Annotated in this window: 19 protein-coding genes; 8 read left to right on the forward strand and 11 right to left on the reverse strand. The window is 73.2% G+C overall.

What is annotated here, in order from left to right:
- Nucleotide 1 precedes the first annotated feature (1 nt).
- Nucleotides 2-616, forward strand: coding sequence for a TetR/AcrR family transcriptional regulator (locus Q8791_RS07945; protein ID WP_330090953.1), 615 nt, complete (start codon nucleotides 2-4; stop codon nucleotides 614-616).
- Nucleotides 617-725: 109 nt separating this feature from the next.
- Here Q8791_RS07945 and Q8791_RS07950 read toward each other — a convergent pair whose 3' ends face one another.
- The 4 genes from Q8791_RS07950 to Q8791_RS07965 are packed head-to-tail and all read right to left on the reverse strand — an operon-like array spanning nucleotide 726 to nucleotide 4,492.
- Nucleotides 726-1,937: an acyl-CoA dehydrogenase family protein gene (locus Q8791_RS07950; RefSeq protein WP_330090954.1), complete on the reverse strand. Its 1,212-nt coding sequence runs from the start codon at nucleotides 1,935-1,937 to the stop codon at nucleotides 726-728.
- A complete protein-coding gene (locus Q8791_RS07955) occupies nucleotides 1,937-2,959 on the reverse strand; it encodes a phosphotransferase family protein (protein WP_330090955.1) in 1,023 nt (340 codons plus the stop codon). The genes Q8791_RS07950 and Q8791_RS07955 overlap by 1 nt, the downstream gene beginning before the upstream one ends.
- Nucleotides 2,956-3,735, reverse strand: a complete 780-nt coding sequence (locus tag Q8791_RS07960) for an SDR family oxidoreductase (protein ID WP_330090956.1) — start codon at nucleotides 3,733-3,735, stop codon at nucleotides 2,956-2,958. The genes Q8791_RS07955 and Q8791_RS07960 overlap by 4 nt, the downstream gene beginning before the upstream one ends.
- Nucleotide 3,736: 1 nt before the next feature.
- Nucleotides 3,737-4,492, reverse strand: coding sequence for an SDR family oxidoreductase (locus Q8791_RS07965; RefSeq protein WP_330090957.1), 756 nt, complete (start codon nucleotides 4,490-4,492; stop codon nucleotides 3,737-3,739).
- Nucleotides 4,493-4,644: 152 nt separating this feature from the next.
- Here Q8791_RS07965 and Q8791_RS07970 point away from each other — a divergent pair, with 152 nt between their 5' ends.
- Together Q8791_RS07970 and Q8791_RS07975 are read left to right on the forward strand one after the other, a co-directional pair.
- Nucleotides 4,645-4,938, forward strand: a complete 294-nt coding sequence (locus Q8791_RS07970) for a GNAT family N-acetyltransferase (RefSeq protein WP_330090958.1) — start codon at nucleotides 4,645-4,647, stop codon at nucleotides 4,936-4,938.
- Nucleotides 4,939-4,958: 20 nt separating this feature from the next.
- A complete protein-coding gene (locus Q8791_RS07975) occupies nucleotides 4,959-5,861 on the forward strand; it encodes an LLM class flavin-dependent oxidoreductase (RefSeq protein ID WP_330090959.1) in 903 nt (300 codons plus the stop codon).
- A gap of 76 nt (nucleotides 5,862-5,937) precedes the next feature.
- On the opposite strand, the gene Q8791_RS07980 is transcribed toward Q8791_RS07975, so the two are convergent.
- The gene (locus Q8791_RS07980; RefSeq protein ID WP_330090960.1) at nucleotides 5,938-6,894 is read right to left on the reverse strand and encodes a quinone oxidoreductase family protein; all 957 of its coding nucleotides are present in this window, start codon (nucleotides 6,892-6,894) and stop codon (nucleotides 5,938-5,940) included.
- A 205-nt stretch (nucleotides 6,895-7,099) separates the two neighbouring features.
- Between Q8791_RS07980 and Q8791_RS07985 the strand changes: the two genes are divergently transcribed.
- On the forward strand, nucleotides 7,100-8,605 hold the full coding sequence (locus Q8791_RS07985; RefSeq protein WP_330090961.1) for a carboxylesterase/lipase family protein: 1,506 nt from the start codon (nucleotides 7,100-7,102) through the stop codon (nucleotides 8,603-8,605).
- A gap of 73 nt (nucleotides 8,606-8,678) precedes the next feature.
- A complete protein-coding gene (locus Q8791_RS07990; RefSeq protein WP_330090962.1) occupies nucleotides 8,679-9,422 on the forward strand; it encodes a GTP pyrophosphokinase in 744 nt (247 codons plus the stop codon).
- 198 nt (nucleotides 9,423-9,620) lie between these two features.
- On the opposite strand, the gene Q8791_RS07995 is transcribed toward Q8791_RS07990, so the two are convergent.
- Both Q8791_RS07995 and Q8791_RS08000 read right to left on the reverse strand, forming a co-directional pair.
- Nucleotides 9,621-10,589, reverse strand: coding sequence for an SRPBCC family protein (locus tag Q8791_RS07995; RefSeq protein WP_330090963.1), 969 nt, complete (start codon nucleotides 10,587-10,589; stop codon nucleotides 9,621-9,623).
- Nucleotides 10,582-11,151 carry a hypothetical protein gene (locus tag Q8791_RS08000; RefSeq protein ID WP_330090964.1) on the reverse strand — a complete coding sequence of 190 codons (570 nt, stop codon included), beginning with the start codon at nucleotides 11,149-11,151 and terminating at the stop codon, nucleotides 10,582-10,584. Before Q8791_RS08000 ends, Q8791_RS07995 begins: the two co-directional genes overlap by 8 nt.
- 300 nt (nucleotides 11,152-11,451) lie before the next feature.
- Between Q8791_RS08000 and Q8791_RS08005 the strand changes: the two genes are divergently transcribed.
- Nucleotides 11,452-12,603: an IS4 family transposase gene (locus Q8791_RS08005; RefSeq protein WP_330090965.1), complete on the forward strand. Its 1,152-nt coding sequence runs from the start codon at nucleotides 11,452-11,454 to the stop codon at nucleotides 12,601-12,603.
- A gap of 318 nt (nucleotides 12,604-12,921) precedes the next feature.
- On the opposite strand, the gene Q8791_RS08010 is transcribed toward Q8791_RS08005, so the two are convergent.
- Nucleotides 12,922-15,330 (reverse strand): Tex family protein, encoded by a 2,409-nt coding sequence (locus Q8791_RS08010; RefSeq protein WP_330090966.1) that lies wholly within the window; start codon nucleotides 15,328-15,330, stop codon nucleotides 12,922-12,924.
- 441 nt (nucleotides 15,331-15,771) lie between these two features.
- Nucleotides 15,772-16,122, reverse strand: a complete 351-nt coding sequence (locus Q8791_RS08015) for a hypothetical protein (protein ID WP_330090967.1) — start codon at nucleotides 16,120-16,122, stop codon at nucleotides 15,772-15,774.
- A gap of 220 nt (nucleotides 16,123-16,342) precedes the next feature.
- Here Q8791_RS08015 and Q8791_RS08020 point away from each other — a divergent pair, with 220 nt between their 5' ends.
- Together Q8791_RS08020 and Q8791_RS08025 are read left to right on the forward strand one after the other, a co-directional pair.
- On the forward strand, nucleotides 16,343-17,650 hold the full coding sequence (locus Q8791_RS08020) for an MFS transporter (RefSeq protein WP_330090968.1): 1,308 nt from the start codon (nucleotides 16,343-16,345) through the stop codon (nucleotides 17,648-17,650).
- Nucleotides 17,651-17,761: 111 nt separating this feature from the next.
- Nucleotides 17,762-18,466: a helix-turn-helix domain-containing protein gene (locus Q8791_RS08025; protein WP_330090969.1), complete on the forward strand. Its 705-nt coding sequence runs from the start codon at nucleotides 17,762-17,764 to the stop codon at nucleotides 18,464-18,466.
- A 206-nt stretch (nucleotides 18,467-18,672) separates the two neighbouring features.
- Here Q8791_RS08025 and Q8791_RS08030 read toward each other — a convergent pair whose 3' ends face one another.
- Nucleotides 18,673-19,539 (reverse strand): deoxyribonuclease IV, encoded by an 867-nt coding sequence (locus Q8791_RS08030; RefSeq protein ID WP_330090970.1) that lies wholly within the window; start codon nucleotides 19,537-19,539, stop codon nucleotides 18,673-18,675.
- A 117-nt stretch (nucleotides 19,540-19,656) separates the two neighbouring features.
- Nucleotides 19,657-21,186: an FAD-binding oxidoreductase gene (locus Q8791_RS08035; RefSeq protein WP_407941972.1), complete on the reverse strand. Its 1,530-nt coding sequence runs from the start codon at nucleotides 21,184-21,186 to the stop codon at nucleotides 19,657-19,659.
- Nucleotides 21,187-21,264 lie beyond the last annotated feature (78 nt).

A 21,264-nucleotide genomic window follows, 5' to 3' on the forward strand; every position in this document is an offset into this window, starting at 1 on the left:
CATGGTGAGAGCACAGCAGGCGGTCGACCCGGGTACGGGGGGCAGGTCCGTCCCCGAACGGCTGCTCGGGGCGGCGACCAGGCTGTTCGCCGACCGCGGCTACGAGGGGACGTCCGTCCAGGAGGTCGTCGTCGCCGCGGGCGTCACCAAGGGCGCGATGTACCACTACTTCGGGTCCAAGGACGACCTGCTCTACGAGATCTACGCCCGGGTCCTGCGCATGCAGACCGAGCACCTGGTCCGGATCGCCGAGCGCGAGGCGCCGGTGGTCGAACGCGTCCACGCGGCCGCCGCCGACGTCATCGTCACCAGCGTCGCCAACCTGGACGACACCGTCATCTTCTTCCGCTCCATGCACCAGCTCAGCGAGGAGAAGCAGCGGGCGGTGCGCGCCGAACGGCGCGGATACCACGAGATCTTCCGCGACATGGTGGCCCAGGGGCAGAGCGAGGGCGTCTTCCGCGCCGACGTCTCGGCGGACCTGGTGGTCAACTACTTCTTCGGCTCGGTCCACCACCTGAGCACCTGGTACCGCCCGGGAGGTCCGCTGACCGGCGAGGACGTCGGCCGCCACTTCGCCGACCTGCTCGTGGCGGGTCTGCGCACCGGGGCCTGAGACGCGGGGAGGGGCCGGGGAGCATCCCCCGGCCCCTCCTGCCGGGCCTGTCCGGTCCCGGACCTGCGCTCCGTCCCCGCCCCTGCGGGGCCCGGAGGGGAGACCGGCTCTAGCGGTACTTGCGCAGTTCGGCCCGGCCCAGGGAGCGCAGGTGCACCTCGTCGGGGCCGTCGGCCAGCCGCAGGGACCGCACGCCCGCCATCCACCCGGCCAGCGGCAGGTCCTGGCTGACCCCGGCGGCGCCGTGCGCCTGGATCGCCTTGTCCATGATCCACTCGACCGTGCGCGGGGTGGCGATCTTGATCGCCTGGATCTCCGTGTGGGCGCCGCGGTTGCCGACGGTGTCCATCAGGTACGCGGTCTTGAGCACCAGCAGCCGCAGCTGCTCGATGGCCACGCGCGCCTCGGCGATCCACTCCCGGACCACGCCCTGCTCGGCCAGGGGGCTCCCGAACGCCACCCGGTCCAGCACGCGCCGGCAGGTCAGCTCCAGGGCCCGCTCGGCCATGCCGATGAGCCGCATGCAGTGGTGGATGCGCCCGGGGCCCAGCCGGGCCTGGGCGATGGCGAACCCCTCTCCCTCGCCGCCGACGAGGTTCTCGGCGGGCACCCGGACGTCCTCGAACAGCACCTCCGCGTGGCCGCCGTGGTCGCTGTCGTCGAAGCCGTACACCGACATGCCGCGCCGGACCGTCAGCCCGGGGGTGCCGCGCGGCACCAGCACCATGCTCTGCTGGCGGTGCCGGTCCGCGTCGGGATCGGTCTTGCCCATCACGATGAAGACGGCGCACTCGGGGTTGAGCGCCCCGGTGATGAACCACTTGCGTCCGTTGACGACGTACTCGTCGCCCTCGCGGACGATGCTGGTGGTGATGTTGGTGGCGTCGGAGGAGGCCACGGCGGGCTCGGTCATCGCGAACGCCGAACGGATGTCCGCGGCCAGCAGGGGCTCCAGCCACCGCTTCTTCTGCTCGGGGGTGCCGAACATCGTCAGCACCTCCATGTTCCCGGTGTCGGGCGCCGCGCAGTTGAGCGCGATGGGCGCCAGCCTCGGGCTGCGGCCGGTGATCTCGGCCAGCGGCGCGTACCGGAGGTTGGTGAGCCCGCCGTGCTCCGGGTGCCCGGCCAGGAACAGGTTCCACAGCCCCCGCTCCCGGGCCTCGGCCTGGAGCTCGCGCACCACCGGGGCGGTCGACCAGCGGTCGCCGCGCGCGGCGAGCTGTTCCTCCAGCACGGCCTCGGCCGGGTGGACGTGCTCGTCCATGAAGGCCAGCAGCCTCTGGCGAAGCTCCTCGGTCTCCTCGTCGTAGGCGAAGTCCATCAGTCCTCCTTGAGCATGGTGTGGGCGCGCTCCACCAGAGGGGCGACCACGTCGCCGATCCGGTCGAAGCCCGTGCCGACGGTCAGTCCCCTGCCGTGACGGAAGTGGATGCCCTCGGCGATGACGGCGAGCTTGAAGCAGCCCAGGGCCACGTACCAGCCGAGCCGGGACACGTCGCGGCCGGTCGTGGCGGCGTACATCGCCACCAGCTCCTCCGGCGGGGGGAACCCCTCCGCGGACGTCGCGGGGACCCCGCCGCTCCCCACGGGCTGCTGCTGGTAGACGAGCAGCAGGCCCAGGTCCACGAGCGGGTCGCCGAGCGTGGCCATCTCCCAGTCCAGCACCGCGTTGATGCGGCCGTCCGGTGCGGCCAGCACGTTGTCCAGCCTGTAGTCGCCGTGCACGATCGCGGGCGCGGACTGCTCGGGCAGGGTCGCGGCGAGCCTCCCGTGCAGCTCGTCGATCCCCGGGATGTCCCGGCTGCGCGAGGCGTCCAGCTGTTTGCGCCACCGGCGCACCTGGCGCTCCAGGAAGCCCTCCGGGCGGCCGAAGCCGCCCAGCCCGACCTCCTCGGGCACCACCGCGTGCAGTTCGCCGAGGGTGGCGATCAGCTCCTCGGCCACCCTGCGGGCGGTGCCCGGGCCCAGGGGGGCGATCTCGTCCCGGGTCCGGAAGGGCGTGCCCTCCACGTACTCCATGACGTAGAACGGCGCCCCCAGCACCTCGGGGTCCTCGCACAGGACGTGGGTGCGGGGGACCGGGACGGCGGTGTCCCGGAGCCCGGTCATCACCCGGTACTCGCGGGACATGTCGTGCGCGGTCGCCAGGACGTGTCCGAGCGGGGGGCGGCGCACGATCCAGTCGCCGGTCCCGTCGGAGACCGCGTACGTCAGGTTGGACTTGCCTCCCGCGACCACCCTCCCGCGCAGCGGGCCGGAGAGCAGGCCGGGCAGGCTGCCGTCCAGGTGTGCGCGCAGCCGGTCCAGGTCGAGCCCGGGGAGCCCGGGGTTCGCGTCGCTCATGCGTCGTCCCCCTCGAAGACCTTGGCCTGGAGGCGGCGCATCCCCGTCAGCCAGCGGTCGGTGTCCTCGGCCCTGGCCGCGTAGTAGTCGGCGACCTGGGGGTGCGGAAGGATCAGGAACCGCCCGTCGGCCAGACCGGCCATCACCGCGTCCGCGACCTCCTCCGGGGTGATCGCGTCGGCCGCCAGGATGGCCCTGCCGGTGTCCCCGGAGGACTCCAGCAGGTTCGTGCGCACGCCGAGCGGGCAGATGCACTGGACGGTGATCCCGCGGTCCCCGTAGGTGGCGGACAGCCACTCGCTGAAGGACAGGGCGGCGTGCTTGGTCACCGAGTACGGTGCGCTGCCCAGCATCGTGAGCAGTCCGGCCGCGGACACGGTGGACAGGAAGCGGCCGCTTCCCCGCTCCAGCCAACCGGGCACCAGCTCCCGTGCGGCGCGCACGTGCGCCATCACGTTGACCTGCCAGGCCAGGTCCCAGTCCTGCTCGGCGGCCTCCGGGCCGCCGCCCACCCCCACCCCGGCGTTGGCCGCGTACAGGTCGATGGCGCCCAGATGGGCGCCGGCCTCGGCGATGAGCGCGGTGACTCCCGCCTCGCTCGCGGCGTCGCCCGGAACCGCGACCCCGCCGATCTCGGCGGCCACGGCCTCGGCGGCCCCCGCGTCGAGGTCGTTGACGACCACGCGTGCACCGGCCCCGGCCAGCCGACGGGCGATCGCCGCGCCGATGCCGTTGCCCGCGCCGGTGACGACCGCCCCGGTGTCGGTCAGATCCATGTCAGACGCCTCCGGTCAGGGTGACGCCGCCGTCGAGGACGAGCGTGCGGCCCGTGATCCACGCGGCGTCCTCGGAGAGCAGGAACGCGACCGCGCCCGCGACGTCCTCGGGGACGCCCAGGCGGCCGAGCGGGTACCCGGCGGCGACCTCCTCCTCACGGCCCTCGTACAGGGCGGAGGCGAACCTGGTCTTGACCACGGCCGGGGCGACCCCGTTCACGCGGATGTCCGGCCCCAGTTCGACGGCGAGCTCCTCGGTGATGTGGATGAGCATCGCCTTGGTGGCGCCGTAGAAGCCGATGCCCGGGGCCGGTTTGAGCCCGGCGACGGAGGAGATGTTGACGATCGCCCCTCCGTGCTCGGACATCCAGGCCCTGTAGGCCCGCTGCACCCACGAGATCGCGGACAGGGCGTTGACCTCGACGATCTTGCGGGCGGCGTCCAGGTCCAGGTCCACCATCCGCCCGTACACAGGGTTGATGCCGGTGTTGTTGACGAACAGGTCGACGCTGCCGAAGGCCTCCAGCGTCGCGGCGATCGCCTCGTCCTGGTGCCGGGGGTCGTCCGCACGCCCGGGTACGCCGATGGCGTGTCCGGGGCCGCCCAGCGCCTCGACGGCCTCCTGGAGGGGGGCGGGCCTGCGGGCGGTGACGCACACCCGCGCGCCCTCGTCGACGAGCCGTCGGGCGACGGCCAGGCCGATGCCGCGGCTCGCGCCGGTGACGATGGCGGTCCGGCCGCTGAACCGGGAAGTCATCACGTTCTCCTTAAACCGACTGGTCGGTATGCAACGGAGACTCTACGTCCCCCGAGGTGCGTGCCGCAAGAGGCGCGGCCGTCGCCGAAGCGGGACAATGGCGGCGCGGGCCACGACCCCCCCGCCTCCGACCGACAGGATGAGGACTCCCCATGACAACCGACGTCGTCGACCGACGGGACCAGCGCCGCTACGAGATCACCGCCGACGGTGAGGTGGCCGGGTACGCCGACTACATCCTCACCGCGGACATGATCACCTTCACCCACACGGAGATCGACCCCGCCTTCGAGGGGCGGGGCCTGGCCGGTCACCTGACCCGCGCCGCGCTGGACGACGTGCGCTCGCGCGGCCTGGCCGTGCTGCCCCTGTGCCCGTTCGTCAAGGGCTGGATCCAGCGCCACCGCGACTACGCGGACCTCGTCTACCGTTCCCCGTCCGCGTAGGCCGATCGAGGAGACGACCGTTGAGCACCGACTACGGACGCGAGGTGGGCTTCGGGGTCTTCCCCTCCCCGGACTCCGACGCCGACTCCCTGCGCGACCTGTGGGCCCTGCTGGCCGCCGCCGACCGCGGCGGCCTGGACTTCGCCGGGTTCCAGGACCACCCCTACCAGCGCCGCCACCTGGACACCTGGACGCTGATGGCCACGGCCCTGGCCCGCACCGAGAGGCTGCGGGTCTTTCCCGACGTGGCCAACCTGCCCCTGCGCTCCCCGGCGATCATCGCCAAGTCCGCCGCCAGCCTGGACGTGCTCTCCGGCGGGCGCTTCGAGCTCGGGCTGGGGGCGGGTGCGTTCTGGGAGGCGGTGGTCGCGATGGGCGGTGAGCAGCGCACGCCGCGCGAGGCCGCCGACGCGCTCGTCGAGGCGGTCGAGGTGATCCGTCTGCTGTGGTCGGACGCGCGGTCCGTCCGCTTCGAGGGGCGGCACTACAGGCTCTCCGGGGTCAGGCCCGGGCCGCCCCCGGTCCACGACATGGGGATCTGGCTGGGGGTGCTCGGCCCGCGCATGCTGGGCGCCGTGGGCCGGGTCGCCGACGGGTGGGTCCCCTCCAGCGCCTACGCGCCGCCGTCCGGGCTCCGTGACATGCACGCGCGGATCGACGCGGGCGCCGCCGGGGTCGGGCGCGACCCCGCGTCGATCCGGCGGGTGTACAACGTGTGGGGCGCCATCACCGACGGGGAGTCCAGGGGCTTCCTGGAGGGCCCCGTGGAGCAGTGGGTGGAGCAGCTGACGGAGCTGGTGCTGGTGTACGGGATGGACACCTTCGTGTTCGGCCCCGCGGCGGACCCGGTCGCGCAGGTCGAGCGGTTCGCGGCCGAGGTGGCCCCGCGGGTCCGCGACGCCGTCCGGGCCGAACGCGCCTGACCGACGAGTCGGACCTTGAGGAATCTACGTCGTAAAGGTCGTGGTCCGTCTCCGTGCCACCGACGGCGCCAGGTGCTCAGGCGCGGGGGTCGAGGGTGAGTTTGCCGATCGTTCCCCTCGACCGCAGCGCCTCGTGCGCGCGGTACGCGTCCGCGAGCGGGTAGGTCCCGCCGAGCACCGGCTTGAGGTGTCCGGCGGCCACCAGGGAGAAGAGCTCCGCCATCGCCGTGCCCATCACCTCGCCCGGCAGGAGCCGCGCGTGCGGCAGCCACATGCCGCCCACCGTGGTGGAGAACCGCATCAGGTTGGCGGGCTGGACCGGGCTGGGCAGCTCGCGCGAGGCCATCCCGTAGAACGCCAGGCGGCCGAACGGTGCGAGGGCCCGCACGCTCTCGTCGGTCACCCGGCCGCCGACCATGTCCAGCACGACGTCCACCCGGCGGCCGCCGTTGGCCTCGATCAGGGCCTCGGTCATGTCGGGAGCCGCGGAGTCCACGACGGCGTCCGCGCCGAGTTCACGTGCCAGGTCGCGCTTCCTCCCGCTGCCGGCGACCGCGATGACGCGCCCCGCGCCGAACCGCTTGGCGAGCTGGACGGCGAGCGTGCCCACGCCCCCGCCGGCCGCGTGCACGACGACCGACTCGCCGGGGTCCATCCGCGCGGTCTTGGTGAGCAGCACCCAGGCGGTCGCCCCCTGGACGACCAGGGCGAGGGCGTCGTCGTCGGTCACCTCGTCGGGGATCTCGAAGCGCAGGCCGGGGGCGGCGGTGGCCCGCTCGGCGTAGCCGCCGCTGGTCGTCAGGGCGACGACGCGGTGTCCGTCCGGGGTGAGCCCCGCGATCTCCATGCCGGGAACCAGGGGGAGGGTCGCGGGCGACAGGTAGCTGTTCTCCGCCTGGTGCGTGTCGGCGTAGTTGACGCCCGAGCGGGTGACGTCCACGAGCACCTCGCCGGGGTTCGGGACGGGGTCGGGCAGTTCGGTGGCCCTGAGGACCTCGGGTCCGCCGAACTCGGTGATCTGGATGGCGCGCATGGGGTCCCTTCGTTCGAGTGTTCATACCGACCGGGTGGTATGTTACCGGTCGCCGTCCTCCCGGGGCGGGCGGCCCGCCGGGTGTCGTGGGACGCGGGGTCCGGGAGGGCGTGCGCTCCGGTGGAGGAGGGCTCGTCCCGGGGTCTTGCGCACCCTTACCTAACGTTGTTAGGTGGGGGTGTCGTGAACCGAGGAGAGGACGCACGTGGACGCCGAACACACAGCGAAGACGACGGCCGGGCGGATCCGGGGCACCACGTCCCAGCGTTCCGAGAGCGGCGGTGTCACCGTCCACCGCGGCATCCCCTACGCCGCGGCTCCGTTCGGCGACCTCCGCTTCTCGGCCCCCGCGCCCGCCCCCTCCTGGGACGGCGTCCGCGACTGCACCGCCTTCGGCCCGCCGCCCCCGCAGGGCGCCCAGCTCCTCGGCGCCGCGCCCTGGAACGCGCAGACGTCCCTGGACTGCCTCTCGCTCAGCGTGTGGTCCGCCGCGCGCGAGGGCGACCGCGCGCCCGTCCTCGTGTGGATCCACGGCGGCGCGTACATCGTCGGAGCCTCCTCCGAGGCCGTCTACGACGGCACCAGGCTGGCGGAGAGCGGGCTCGTGGTCGTCGGCGTCAACTACCGGGTCGGCTTCGAGGGCTTCGGACACGTGCCGGGCCGCCCCGACAACCGGGGGCTGCTCGACCAGGCGGCGGCACTGCGCTGGGTGCGGGACAACATCGCGGCCTTCGGCGGCGACCCGGACAACGTCACGGTCGCGGGGGAGTCGGCCGGCGCCGGATCCGTGGTGTGCCTGATGGCGTCCCCCGTGGCCCAGGGGCTCTTCCGCCGGGCGATCGCGCACAGCGTCCCCGGGGACATGGTCACCGTGGACACCGCCCGGTCCGTCTCCGAACGCGTGGCCGCGGCCGCGGGGGTCCCCCTGGCCGCCGACGCCCTCGCCGCACTGCCGCCGGAGGCGGTGCTGGAGGCCGTCGACGCGGTCCTGTCCTCAGCCCCGACCCGGCCCTCCACGGGCGTACGCACGAAGGCGTTCACCTGCTTCGCCCCCGTCGTCGGAGGCCCCGAGCTGCCCCGGCCCCCGCTGGAGGCCGTCGCGAGAGGTTCGGCCTCCGGGGTGGACCTGCTCACGGGGCACAACACCCACGAGTACCGGCTGTTCACCGAGCTGGGCCAGCCCGTCGAGATCGACGACGAGGCGGCCCTCGCCGTGACCGCGGCCGGACTCGGACTCGCGGAGGGTGCGGTCGCCGCCTACCGCTCCGCCCACCCCGGCGCCTCCCTGCGCCAGTTGTACGCCGCCATCCAGGGCGATGCGCTGTTCAGCGAGTACACGGTGCGCTTCGCCCGGGCGCACGCCTCCGGCGGGGGACGCTCCCACCTCTTCCGGTTGGCCTTCGAGAGCCCCGCCATGGACGGCCGCCTGGGGGCGTGTCACGCCCTGGACCTGCCGTTCGCGTTCGGCAACCTCGACACGGACTTGGCCCTGTTCCTCCTCGACGGCAAACCCACCGGGGCGCACGCGGCCCTGTCCGCGCGCATGGTGGCGGCCTGGCGCGACTTCGCCGCCATGGGGGATCCCGGGTGGCCCGCCGTGACCGCCGGCGCCACCCCGGTCAAGGTGTGGGACGTCGAGGACGCGCTGCACGCCGCCGACACGCCGCCCGTGCGGGCGCTGTGGGCGGAGGTCTCCCTCACACCCAGGTAGCGGGCCCGGTCGGCCCCCGTGCCGCCCGTGGTCCGGGCGCTAGCATGAGGCAACGGGGAGACGGGGGTGGCCGATGGGGGACGACGACGCGTCCAAGGCGTTGTCGGAGGCACGCGACGACGTCGCCCGCTTCCTGATGTCGTACAAGTTCGCCATCGACACCACGATGGCGAAGGTGAACATCCTCAACGAGGAGTTCCGCTACGTCCACGACCACAACCCGATCGAGCACGTCAGCTCGCGGCTGAAGTCGCCCACCAGCATCATGGAGAAGGCGCGCCGCAGGAACTGCTCGCTCGACCTGGGGGACATCCGGGCCACCATCCTGGACATCGCCGGGATCCGTATCACCTGCAGCTTCGTGTCGGACGTGTACACGATCCGGGACATGCTGTCCGGGCACGAGGACATCCGGGTGACGGAGGTCAAGGACTACGTCGGGACGCCGAAACCGAACGGGTACCGGAGCCTGCACCTGCTGGTCGAGACGCCGGTGCGGATGTCCGACCGCACCGAGCAGGTCCCCGTGGAGATCCAGATCCGCACGATCGCCATGGACTTCTGGGCCAGCCTGGAACACAAGATCTACTACAAGTACGCCAAGGACGTGCCCCGGGACCTGCTCGACGAGCTGCGCGAGGCGGCGGAGACCGCCAACCGGCTCGACGTCACCATGGAGCGCCTGCACAACGAGGTGCGCGAACTCGGGGGCCCGACCGAGGACCGCCTGCCCGGCCCGGAGGAACTGCGGTCCCTGCCGGTGGCCGAGGACCTGCTGCGAGCCCTGACGCACCGGGTGCGGGGCGCCGACGGCTGAGCGCCGGCCTCACCCGGCCCGGGGCAGGGGCGCCGCTCCCTCCGGCCCCCGCGGAGGCCCGTCCGCCTCCTGCCCCTGCCGGCCGGGCCGGCGCAGCGCGCCGGCCGCCGCCTCCCCGGCTGCCGTTGCCGCCCCGCGACGGCGGTCACCGCCCCCCGCGGCGTCGGCCTCCCCGGGCGGGAACACGCACGGGGACCGTCACCGCTCGTCCTCCTCCTCGCCCTCGTCCTCCTCGTTGTACTCCTCCGGCTCCTCGTCTCCCTCGTCGTTCTCCGCTTCTTCCCCGTCCTCCTCGTACTCCTCCGGCTCGTCCTCGTCCCGCTCCTCCTCGGCCACCGCGTCCTCGTGGGACACGACGACCTCGCTGTCGCGGATCTCGCCCCGCCAGCCCTCCAGCTCCTCGCCCTCTTCCTGGGCCAGCATCATCAGCCGGCGCCGGTACAGCTTGAGGTCGAGCCGCAGCCGCCGGCCCTGGGCCCGCCAGAGGTTGGCGGTCTTCTCGAAGAAGCCCTGCGGGTAGTACTCCGTGACCAAAAGGACCCGGGTGAGGTTCTCACCGAGGGGATGGAACGTGACCGCCCCCTTGGTGGTGCCCATGGAGCCCTCCGACGTCCAGGCGATCCGGTAGTCCTGGATCTGTTCGGTGATGGTGCCCTTCCAGCTCCTGTTCGACCAGAGGATCTTCGCCCGCCACTTGGTGGTGATCTCGTCCTCCTCCTCGACGCTCTGCACCCCCTTGGTGAAGTCGCCGAAGTCGGGGAACCTGGTCCACTGGTCGTAGGCGACCCTGAGGGGAACGCCGACGTCGATGTCCTCGACGATCGTGGTGGCCTTGCCACCCGGGCTGGAGCCCCCTCCGCCTCCTCCGCCGCCGAGAGCCTTGCTCGCCTTGTCCTTCAGGCCCTTGGCCCCGGACGAGAGGGCGCCCTTGAGGATGCCCTCGCCCTTGAGCGCCCCCTGGGCGCCCCCGGCGATCGCGTCGTCCACGGGGCCGTCGCCGCTCAGGCGCTCCACCGCGTTGCCGATGCCGCTCGTGGCTCCGCTCACCGCGTTGCGCGCCTTCGTCGAGAGGTAGTCCTGTGCGGCGTCCATGAGCCGGGAGGTGCCGTCGTTGCGGTCCGCGACCTCACGCAGTTTGGCGAGGGGACCGCTGTTCTGGTCACTCACTCTTCTCACCCCGCTTGTTCCCGGAGGCGCGCTTGCGCTTGGCGGTGGTGCGTGCGCGGCCGGAGCCCCGTCGGGGCGGCTCCTCCTCCTCGGGCTCCTCCTCCTCGGGCTCCGCCTCCTCCTCGGGCTCCTCGAGCTCTTCGGTCTCTTCCTCGTCGGGCTCCTCGGCCTCGTCCGCTTCGGCGACCTCGTCGGACTCCTCCGGCTCTCCCTCCTCGGGCTCCTCGGAGTCCTCGGGTGCGAGGTCGGCGGCGCGGGCGCGGAGCTGCTCGGTCCGGTCGGTGAGGTTCTCGGCCAGGTCCCCGGCCCACTTCGTCAGGAGCGTGGTGACCGCCGACTTGGCAGCGGTGAGCAGCTGGTCCTTGGACTGCTCGGTCAGCTCACCCACGATCGGGAGTTCGGCCACCTCCTTGCGGAGGCCGCCGAACACCTTCTGGGGGGAGAGCTTCAACTTCTTCGCGCCGAGGTAGCCGGCCACCATCAGCGCGAGCTTGAATTTCCGGCGTCTGCCCAGGATGTAACCGATGATGGCGGCCACAATGATTTTCGCTGTGTTGCCCATAGGGTTCCCCCTCCTGCTGTTCGACAGGGCGGTGCCGATCCGAATCCGCCCTTCGCTCGAGGAGCTCGTCCTCGGCCGTGTCGAATACCCCCTTCGAGATCTCGCCGGAGTCGAACCTCTCGTGGATGTTCCGCCTGGCGTCGCAGGCCGACCTCGCGGGACTCTGCCCTGGCCACGGGGTCGCTCCCGTCCTCCGGACGGAGAACGGGAATTGCCCGTCTACCAGTCGTACTCGCTCCGGAGGTGTCGCCACAGTGGGCAATAGCCGTGACTTAAGGCCCGTCGTGGGATGATCGTCGGGTGACGGAGCCAGATTCGGTGTCCAGTGACCGGCTGACAGACCATGTGGCGATCGGCCTGCTGGTGACGGCCTTTCCCGAGGCGGCCGTTCACGAGGTCCTGGACGCGACCGGTCGCAGGCACGTGCGGGATCGCGCCCTGCCCGCGCATCTGATGGTCTATCTGACGATGGCGATGTGGCTGGAGTTCGGCAAGGGCTACGAGAGGGTGCTGCGCTTCCTGCTGTCCGGGCTGCGCTGGGCACGGGGCGGTTGGCCGGACGACACCATCCCGACCGGCGGCGCCGTCTCCCGGGCCCGTGAGCGTCTGGGCCCCGAACCGCTCCGCCTGCTGTTCGAGCGCACCGCGAAGCCGACCGCGGCCGACGAGCGACCCGAGGTGTTCTGGCGGGGCCTGCGCAAGGTCGCCGTGGACGGCGCCGTCTTCGACCTGCCCTCCAGCGAGGGCAACACGGCCGCCTTCGCCGCCCCCGGCGGCGTCCCGCCCCGGGCGCGACTGGTGGCCCTGGCCGAGTGCGGCAGCCTCACCCTGCTCGGCGCCGCCTTCGACTCCGTCGACGTCGGCGAACCCGCCCTGGTCGCCCGGTTGTTGGACAGGCTCGGACCGGGCATGGTCGTCCTGGCCGACCGGGGCCTCGCCTCCTACGAGCTCTACACCGCCGCCGCGGGCACCGGCGCCCAGCTCGTCTGGCGGGTACCGGGCACCTTCGCCCTGCCGGTGCTCGGGCGCCTGGAGGACGGCAGCTACCTGTCCCAGCTGCGCGGCAAGGGCCGCGGGGAGCACGTCACGGTACGGGTGGTCGAGTACAGCGTCACCGGCGACGACGGCGCCAGCGAGCTCCGCGCCCTGGTGACGACCCTGCACGACCCCCGGGCCGCGCCCGCGCTGGAACTGGCCCGCCTCCACGCGGACCGCTGGCGGGTGGAGACCCTCTTCCGCCTGGTGCGGGTGGACCTGCGTGTGCCCGGCGGGGTGCTGCGCTCCCGCTCGGCGCAGGGCGCACGCCAGGAGTTGTGGGCCCTGCTGTGCCTGTACCAGGCCCTGCGTCCGTTGATCGCCCACACGGCGGTGATCGCCGGGGCGGACCGGGTCGGCTTCCCACCTGCGGCGCACGCCGTCGGGGACTCCGCCCGGACGGCTCCCTCCCCCTGAGTGCCCGGCCGAGGCCCTGCGGTTCCTCGCATAGGACCGCCCCGTGGCACCCCGGCCGGGGACCGACGCCCCGGTCCGCGTTGCCGGACCCGCAGAGCGAGCGACCCCGGGGCACCCCGTGCCACCGCTCTCCGTCGCCTGGAGCGGAGAGCACTTAAGTCACGGCCATCGACCCGGGTCGGGTGGAGCAAAGAGTCAGAAGACGGCGGTAAATTATCCGATCCCCGACGAGGGAGGGCCCGGGTGCGCGGCGACACGGCCCACAGGGAGGGGAGGGACCGCGCGGTCCCTCCCCCCGGCAGGCTCAGCCCGGTCCGGCTACTTGCCCAGGCCGGCGCGGCGCAGCGCGTCGGCCATCGCACCCTGGGGCGCGGGGGCACTGCGGTTGTTCTGGCCGCGCCCGCCGCCGTTGGAGCCGCCCCGTCGGCCGCCGCCCTCGGCCGCCTTCGGGTTGCCGTTGCCGCCGCCCCCGCGACGGCGGTCGCCGCCACCGCGGTTGCCCCGCTCCTCGCGGTTCCCGCGGCCTCCGGCGGCAGGAGCCTCGTCGTCCAGGCGCATGGTCAGCGAGATGCGCTTGCGCGGGATGTCGACGTCCTGCACCTTCACCTTCACGATGTCACCCGGCTTGACGACCTCGCGCGGGTCCTCGACGAACTTGTTCGAGAGCGCCGACACGTGGACCAGCCCGTCCTGGTGGACACCGACGTCCACGAACGCGCCGAACGCGGCCACGTTGGTGACCACGCCTTCCAGAATCATGCCCTGCTCCAGGTCCGCCAGCTTCTCCACGCCCTCCTTGAAGGTGGCGGTGGTGAAGGCCGGGCGCGGGTCGCGACCCGGCTTCTCCAGCTCGGCGAGGATGTCGGTGACCGTCGGCAGGCCGAACGTGTCGTCCACGAACTCCTCGGGTCGCACCTTGGCCAGCACGTCCTTGTCGCCGATCAGCGTCGGCAGGTCCGTCCCGACGCGGTCCAGGATGCGCCGCACCACCGGGTAGGCCTCCGGGTGCACGGCGGAGGTGTCCAGCGGGTCGTCGCCGCCGGGCACGCGCAGGAAGCCCGCGCACTGCTCGAAGGCCTTGGGGCCCAGCCTCGGCACGGAGCGCAGGGCGTCCCGGCTCCGGAACGGGCCGTTGGCGTCGCGGTGGGAGACGATGTTGCGCGCCAGCGTCGAGGTCACGCCCGACACCCGGGTCAGCAACGGCACGGACGCGGTGTTGACGTCCACGCCCACGCCGTTGACGCAGTCCTCGACCACGGCGTCCAGGGAGCGCGACAGCTTGGCCTCGGCCAGGTCGTGCTGGTACTGGCCCACACCGATCGACTTGGGGTCGATCTTGACCAGCTCCGCCAGCGGGTCCTGGAGGCGGCGGGCGATGGAGGCGGCGCCGCGCAGCGACACGTCCAGGTCCGGCAGCTCCTCGGAGGCGTAGGCGGAGGCGGAGTAGACCGACGCGCCGGCCTCCGACACCATCACCTTGGTGAGCTTCAGCTCCGGGTGCAGCCGGAGCAGGTCGGCGGCGAGCTTGTCGGTCTCGCGCGAGGCGGTGCCGTTGCCGATGGCCACGAGTTCGACGTCGTGGGCGGCGCACAGCGCGGCCAGGCTGGCGATCGAGGCGTCCCAGTTGTGGCGCGGGGCGTGCGGGAAGACGGTGTCGGTGGCCACCACCTTGCCGGTGGCGTCGGTGACCGCGACCTTCACACCCGTGCGCAGGCCGGGGTCCAGGCCCAGTGTGGACCGGCTTCCCGCCGGGGCGGCGAGGAGGAGGTCGCGGAGGTTGGCGGCGAACACGTTGACGCCGTCGTCCTCGGCCTGCTGCCACAGCCGCATCCGCACGTCGATGTCCAGGCGCACCAGGATGCGGGTGCGCCACGCCCAGCGGACGGTGTCCTGGAGCCACCGGTCGGCGGGGCGGCCGCGGTCCACGATCTCGAAGTGGTGGGCGATGGCGTTCTCGTAGGTGCTCCGGGGGGTGGTGCCGTCGGCGTTGGCGGCCGGGGCGTCCTCAGGCTCCAGGGTGAGGGTGAGGACCTCCTCCTTCTCGCCCCGGTACATGGCGAGGACGCGGTGGGAGGGCAGCTTGGTGAGGGGTTCGGAGAAGTCGAAGTAGTCGGAGAACTTGGCCCCGGCCTCCTCCTTGCCCTCGCGCACGGCCGACCCCAGGCGGCCCTTCTCCCACAGCCGTTCGCGCAGGACCCCGGTGAGGTCGGCGTCCTCGGCGAAGCGCTCGACCAGGATGGCGCGGGCGCCGTCCAGCGCGGCCTTGACGTCGGCCACCCCCCGGTCCGCGTCGACGAAGGCGGCGGCGACCTCCTGGGGGTCCTGGCCGGGGTCGTCGAACAGCCCCTCGGCCAGAGGTTCGAGGCCCGCCTCGCGTGCGATCTGCGCCTTGGTCCGGCGCTTGGGCTTGTAGGGGAGGTAGATGTCCTCCAGACGGGCCTTGGAGTCGGCCGCGTTGATGCGGGCCTCCAGCTCGTCGTCCAGTTTGCCCTGGCTGCGGATCGACTCCAGGATCGCGGTCCGGCGTTCGGCCAGCTCCCGCAGGTAGCGCAGGCGTTCCTCAAGGGCGCGCAGCTGGGCGTCGTCCAGCGCGCCGGTGACCTCCTTGCGGTAACGCGCGATGAAGGGCACGGTCGATCCGCCGTCGAGGAGTCCGACGGTGGCGGTGACCTGGTGCGCGCCCACGCCGAGTTCCTCGGCGATGCGCTGGTCGATCGTGGGTGTCACAGGGGTCGTCACTGTATTAACGTCCACTCTCTGGCTGTTCGGTGCGGGGACATTCTCGTGCCGGGGGAGGACATTGTCATCCGGGCGCGTCCCCGTGTCCCAGGTTCCCGCACTGTGGCGGTGGTCGTGCCCCGTTGTGCGGGAACGGCCGGGGCGGGTTCGCGTGAGGGGGCCGGCCGGTGCCCGGCCCCGGCGCAGAGGTGCGGGGGCGGGTCGGGTGGCGCCGCGGTTCCTGTGCCGGGCGGCGGGGGAGGGGCGGTTCCGCCGAGAGCCCGGTGCGGAGCCGCCGCGGGGGGCCGGTGTCTTTGCGGTCGGGGCCGCGTGAACTCACGGACGGTGACACCGCGTCCGCCGGGCGCGGGGGCGCGGATCCGGGAGGAAGGGGCCGGTCGCCGGCGGCCCCCTCGCGCGGCCCCGTCGCGGGGAGGGGCCGCACACGGGTCAGCCGTCGGTCCCGTTGAGGTAGTCGGGGGCGTAGTACTCGTCGAGGGGGAGCGGGCCGCGGTAGCCCTGGCACATGCACTGGCGGTAGGTGGAGCTGGCCTGCCCCGTCCAGCGGCCGGGGATGACCACCTGGGTCTGGCACCTCTTGGTCTCCTGGTCGTGGAAGACCAGGTGGTGGTTGCATCCGCAGAGGGGCTGCGGGTTCTGGGGGCTGCTCAGGACGCGCGCCTGTTCCCGCCTGCGCTGCTGTTCGAGCGTGCTCCTCGACTGCCGTTGGGTCATCAGGCGGCCGAAGAGGAAACCGCCGAGCGCGATCGTCGCTCCGATGACCATGGAGACCGGTTCCATCCGGTGACATCCCCTCTCCTCGACCCGCCCGTGTCCGGGCACGCCTCCATTGTCGCCCATGCCGCCCGCGCGGACGAGGAGCGGTGGGGGTCGGTTCGTCGGGACACCGGGGTGGCGCGGACGCGTGCGCTCCGTAGTTACAAAGAATCCTTTGCATGATTCTCTTTGCAAAGAGATCTTTGTCTTACGGTGGAGGCTCCCCGAAGCACAGGAGCCCGACATGGTCACGAGACCCCCCGCGTCCGACCCGGTGCGGACCGCACCCCTCGGCGGGGCCTTCCGCCGCCTCTGGGCCGCCGGCACCCTCACCAACCTCGGCGACGGCATGCTCGCCACCGCCCTGCCCCTGGTCGCCGCGACCCTCACCCAGGACCCGCTGGCCGTCGCGGGTCTGGTGGCCGCCCGCTTCCTCCCCTGGCTGCTGGTCGCGCCCCTCGCCGGAGTCCTGCTGGACCGTGTGGACCGGTTGCGGGCCATGGCCGTCTCCAACGGGATCGCCGCCGCCACGGTCGCGCTGCTCGCGCTGGCGATCGCCTCGGGCAACGCCACCATGGGGCTCCTGTACGGAGCGCTGTTCCTGGTGATCTGCTGTGAGACGGTCACTGACCCGGCCACCCGGATCACGGTGACCCGGGTCGTTCCCGGGCGGCTCCTCGACCGGGCCAACAGCCGCCTGGAGGGTTCGCGGCTGATCGCCCAGGACTGCGTGGCCAAACCGGTGGCCGGGGTGCTCTTCGCGGTGGCCGCCGTGCTGCCGGTGGCGGGCGTCGCCCTCTCCTACGCCCTGTGCGGGATCCTCGCGGCCACCGTGGTCGTCCTGCTGCGCCGGGCCCCCGTCCCGGAGGCGGCGACGGAGGCCGCGGAGGACGCGGGCGACGGGCAGGGCGTCCTGCGCTCGCTCCGGGAGGGGATCGCGTTCCTCCTCGGGAACCCCGTCCTGCGCCGTCTGGTCCTCACCAACGCCGGGATGATGATCGGCATGCAGACCGGCTCCGCCGTCATGGTGCTCTACGTGCAGGGCGAGCTGGGGGTGGGCCCGGCCCTCTACGGGGTCTTCATGGCCACCGTCGCCGTCGGAGGCGTCGTCGGATCGGTGTTCGCCTCCCGACTCGTGGGCGCGGTCGGCCGCCGGTTCGTCATGGCGGGCGGATACGCCGGGATGGGCGTGTGTTCGGCCCTGATGGGTCTGTTCCCGCAGGTCTGGATCGCCGGGGCGGCCTGGGGGTTGCTCGGGTTCTGCATGACGACCTCGAACATCGCCGGTTCCCTGCTCTTCCAGACCGCGGTCCCCGACCGTCTGCGGGGGCGTGTCTCGGCGGCCTTCCGCACCATCGGCTGGGGCCTGGCTCCGCTCGGCGCACTCCTGGGCGGGTTCCTCGGCCGGATCGACCTGACCCTGCCCTTCCTGGTCGGCGGTCTGCTCGTGGTGGTCACGACCGTCGTCTTCCGGAAGGCGATCGCGGAGTGCGCCCGCCTGTCCGACGAGGCCCTCGCCAGGCTCGGAGCCGACGCGGTGGGGAACCGCTGACCCGGCGGCCACGGTGCTCCTCCCTCGCGACGGCGACCGGCCGTGGACGTGCCACCGAGGAACCTTTGCAGAGACCTATTTGCAAAAGTGTCTTTGCCGTACGGTGAGGACATGACGGAAAGCGACAGGGACGAGAACCCCACGACCCCCTCCGGGCCCCCGCCGGCGATGCTGATCGACGCCCGGGCCCTGCGCGGCCTGGCCCACCCGCTGCGAGGCCGCCTCCTCGACGAGCTCACGCTCAACGGCCCGGCCACCGCCACCATCCTCGGCAAGCGCCTGGGGGAGAGCAGCGGATCGACCAGCTACCACCTGCGCCAGCTCTCGCGGTTCGGGTTCATCGAGGCAGCCCCCGGCCGCTCCGGCGGTCGCGAGCGGTGGTGGCGGCCCCGCCCCGGGGGATGGAGCATGCGCGGCCACGAGTTCCTCGGGGACCCCGAGACCCGGCCCGTCGTCGAGACCGTCCTCGGCCGCTACTACCAGCAGCGGGAGGCGCGGTTCAGGGGCTGGACCGCGAGGGTCTGGGACCCCGTGCAGTCGGCCGAGGTGCGGCGCTGGAAGGACGCGGCCTCCGACATGGTCTCCCGCGCACGGATGACCCCGGAGGAGAGCCGCGAGTTCGGCCGCGCCCTCACCGAGTTCGTCGGCGTGTACATGGCGCGGTACCAGGGGCGCACCCCCGAGAGCCACCCGGACACCGAGAACGTCGAGCTGCAGACGACGCTGTTCCCCAACCTCCCCGCAGCCGGGACCGGGACGCCGTCCGGGGGCGCTCCGCCCCGGGACCCCGCGGAGGGCGCCACCGGGGACGACTGACCCCCGCCCGGCCCTCCGCGCACACCGCGCACCTGGAGGCACCCCCTGGACACGCTGCCCGAACCCCCGCCCCCCGACGGCGCCGGACCCGCTCCGGGCGGCACGCCTCCCCCACCCGCTCCGGGCGGGACGTCCCCCGCATCCGCCCCCGCGTCCCCCGCGGAGGAGGCCGCACCCGTCGCCCCGGGCGGGGGAGGGAGGGCGGGTCAGTCCCGGTCCCGCAGCCCCTTCAGGGTGGCGACGTCGGTGGCGTGCGGACCGGCGGGGCCCGGCGTCTCCAGGATGATCGGGACGCCCGCGCTCACCGGGTGCCGGAACAGCTCCCCGAACGGCTCCGCGCCGATGAACCCGGCGCCGATGTTCTCGTGCCGGTCCTTGTTGCTCCCGCAGGGGGCCTTCGAGTCGTTTCCGTGCACCACCTTCAACCGCTCGGCGCCGACCACCTCGCCGAAGCGGTCCAGGGCCGTGCGCATGCCCTCCGCCGTCGAGATGTCGTGCCCGGCCGCGAACAGGTGGGCCGTGTCCAGGCACACGCCCACGTGCGGGTGCCACTCGAGCGCCTCGAAGTAGGCCACCAGGTCGTCGACGGTGGCGCACAGCACCTGCCCCTGGCCCGCCATCGGCTCCAGCAGGACAGGGGGGACGTCCTCGCCGACCCTCTCCAGCAGCGGCATCAGCCGCTCGCGGGTGCGGGCCAGGCCCGCCTCGCGCCCGCCGGACACCGCCGAGCCGGTGTGCACCACCACGCCCAGGGCGCCGATCTGCGCGGAGCGGCGCAGCGCGTGCTCCAGGGAGACCACCGACTTCTCGGCGGTGCCGTCGTCGGGGGTTCCCAGGTTGATCAGGTACGGGGAGTGCACGAACACCGGCAGGTCGGTGCGCTCGCGCATCCGGGCGTCCTGCCGGGGGTCGCCGCTGTTGGTCGCCCACCCCCGCGGGTTGGACACGAACACCTGGATCGTCTCGGCGCCGATCTCCTCGGCGTAGGCCAGCCCCTTGTCGGCCATGCCGCCGGCCACCGGGACATGGGCTCCGACCGGGGACACGGGGCGCCGCTGCTCACTGTTACTCATCGCCGGACAAGCCTACGGGGCGTCGGGGGCGGACCGCCCGCGCGGACGCGCACTCCGGGCGTCGTGCGGCCCGGTCCCCCCGCGCGCGCACGGTTCCCGCGTCCGACGCCCCGCCCGTTACCCGCGCGGCGGGATCGGGCGGTTGGAGTGGAATACCTCGCCGGGGTCGAACTCCGCCTTCACCCGGGTCAGCCTCTCGAAGTCCGCGGGGTCGAACACCTCGCGCACCCCGGCCGCGTCCAGCGGCCCGAAGCCCAGGGTGAACGAGCGCCCCACCGCCCTGTCGGAGACCAGCCGCGCCGCCTCCTCCCGCAGACGGGACCGGTCCCCGGTGTCCCGGACGTCGGCGAACGTGATCACCGTCAGGGCGTAGGCGGCGTTCCGGTGCCCGACCGCGTTCGCGGTCCCGGGCTTCCGCCCCAGGGCGCCGCCCAGGTGCCGCAGCCCGACCACGCACATGAACGGGGCCTCCTCCGCCAGGCGCGTCAGGCCCGCCAGCGCCTCCGCGTCCAGCCCGTCCACCAGGACACTGCGCCCCCGGAACCCGGCCGGGTCGTCGTGCTCGTCGAAGACCGCGCCCGACTCGGTGTACGGGAGTTCCCCCAGGGTGTCGGCCAGGACCGGTCCGGCGGAGCGCAGGGGCTCCACCAGCGCCGGCCCCTTCGCCGGCGGGCCTGACCAGGCCACCGCCACCTGGACGACCAGGCGCCCGCGCATCACCTCCGGGACGCCCGGGAAGTCCGGGTAGACCAGCATCGACACCCCCGACGTCAGCTCCTCCGGGGTCGTCTCCGCCCACCGCCGCCAGGCCTCCAGGACGCCCGGCTCCGCGCTCGCGTCGAAGTACAGGCTGCCCCCGTAGAGCCGCGCGACCGGGAAGAGGCCGATCTCCATACCGGTGACCACGCCGAACGCGCCGCCACCGCCGCGCACGGCCCAGAACAGCTCGGGTTCGGCGTCCTCCGTCACCTCGCGCAGCCGACCGTCGGCCGTCACCAGATCGAATCGCAGCACGTGGTCGGCGGCGAACCCGTACCGGCGGGCGAGAAGCCCCACACCTCCGCCCATCGTGTACGACACCGCGCCCACGCCCGGTGCGCTGCCCGACAGCGGGGCCAGTCCGTGCGGTGCGGCGGCGTCGATGACGTCCTGCCAGGTGGAACCCGCGCCGACCCAGGCCGTGCCCCGGTCGGCGTCGACCCGCACGTCGCCCAGGCGGCCGGTGGTGACCAGGATGCCCGCGGGCGCCGCGTCCCCGCCCCCGGCACCGCCCTCCCGCCGCTCGCGACCGCCTTCCGCGGAGTCGGCCGTCGCCCCGCCGCCACCCACACCGGAGCCGAGCCCGTGTCCGGTCAGCTGGGCCGCGACCCGTAGGCCGCGCTCGCCGGCCCAGGCCACCGCGGCCCGCACGTCGTCCGCGTCCGCCGCCTCCACCACGGCGGCGGGGAGGTGGCGGTCCAACAGCTGCGTCCCCGTGCGGGCCGCCTCGTACCCCTCCGTTCCGGGGGCGTACACCCGCCCGGTCACGCGGGCTGCCAGCGCCTCCGCCGCGCCGGCGGAGGCCGCGCCCGCCGGGCGGTCAGGGCCGCCCCCGTTCCCGGCCGCGGCCGGGGTCCCGTCGGCCGTCGCGTTCACCGTCTCCGACATCTCCGCACTCCTCTTCGTCTCGTCCACAGGACCACCGTAGGAACCCATGCGGTCACAACATGACCGCGATGTCTGCGA

It is taken from the genome of Nocardiopsis codii (assembly GCF_036327455.1).
GTDB lineage: Bacteria > Actinomycetota > Actinomycetes > Streptosporangiales > Streptosporangiaceae > Nocardiopsis > Nocardiopsis codii.

What these genes read in the sequence shown, in the direction of transcription:
- Q8791_RS07945 (WP_330090953.1), top strand. Translation starts at nt 2, where the DNA reads ATGGTGAGAGCACAGCAGGCGGTCGACCCGGGTACGGGGGGCAGGTCC.
- Q8791_RS07950 (WP_330090954.1), bottom strand. Translation starts at nt 1,937, where the DNA reads ATGGACTTCGCCTACGACGAGGAGACCGAGGAGCTTCGCCAGAGGCTG.
- Q8791_RS07955 (WP_330090955.1), bottom strand. Translation starts at nt 2,959, where the DNA reads ATGAGCGACGCGAACCCCGGGCTCCCCGGGCTCGACCTGGACCGGCTG.
- Q8791_RS07960 (WP_330090956.1), bottom strand. Translation starts at nt 3,735, where the DNA reads ATGGATCTGACCGACACCGGGGCGGTCGTCACCGGCGCGGGCAACGGC.
- Q8791_RS07965 (WP_330090957.1), bottom strand. Translation starts at nt 4,492, where the DNA reads ATGACTTCCCGGTTCAGCGGCCGGACCGCCATCGTCACCGGCGCGAGC.
- Q8791_RS07970 (WP_330090958.1), top strand. Translation starts at nt 4,645, where the DNA reads ATGACAACCGACGTCGTCGACCGACGGGACCAGCGCCGCTACGAGATC.
- Q8791_RS07980 (WP_330090960.1), bottom strand. Translation starts at nt 6,894, where the DNA reads ATGCGCGCCATCCAGATCACCGAGTTCGGCGGACCCGAGGTCCTCAGG.
- Q8791_RS07990 (WP_330090962.1), top strand. Translation starts at nt 8,679, where the DNA reads ATGGGGGACGACGACGCGTCCAAGGCGTTGTCGGAGGCACGCGACGAC.
- Q8791_RS08000 (WP_330090964.1), bottom strand. Translation starts at nt 11,151, where the DNA reads ATGGGCAACACAGCGAAAATCATTGTGGCCGCCATCATCGGTTACATC.
- Q8791_RS08015 (WP_330090967.1), bottom strand. Translation starts at nt 16,122, where the DNA reads ATGGAACCGGTCTCCATGGTCATCGGAGCGACGATCGCGCTCGGCGGT.
- Q8791_RS08020 (WP_330090968.1), top strand. Translation starts at nt 16,343, where the DNA reads ATGGTCACGAGACCCCCCGCGTCCGACCCGGTGCGGACCGCACCCCTC.
- Q8791_RS08025 (WP_330090969.1), top strand. Translation starts at nt 17,762, where the DNA reads ATGACGGAAAGCGACAGGGACGAGAACCCCACGACCCCCTCCGGGCCC.
- Q8791_RS08030 (WP_330090970.1), bottom strand. Translation starts at nt 19,539, where the DNA reads ATGAGTAACAGTGAGCAGCGGCGCCCCGTGTCCCCGGTCGGAGCCCAT.
- Q8791_RS08035 (WP_407941972.1), bottom strand. Translation starts at nt 21,186, where the DNA reads ATGTCGGAGACGGTGAACGCGACGGCCGACGGGACCCCGGCCGCGGCC.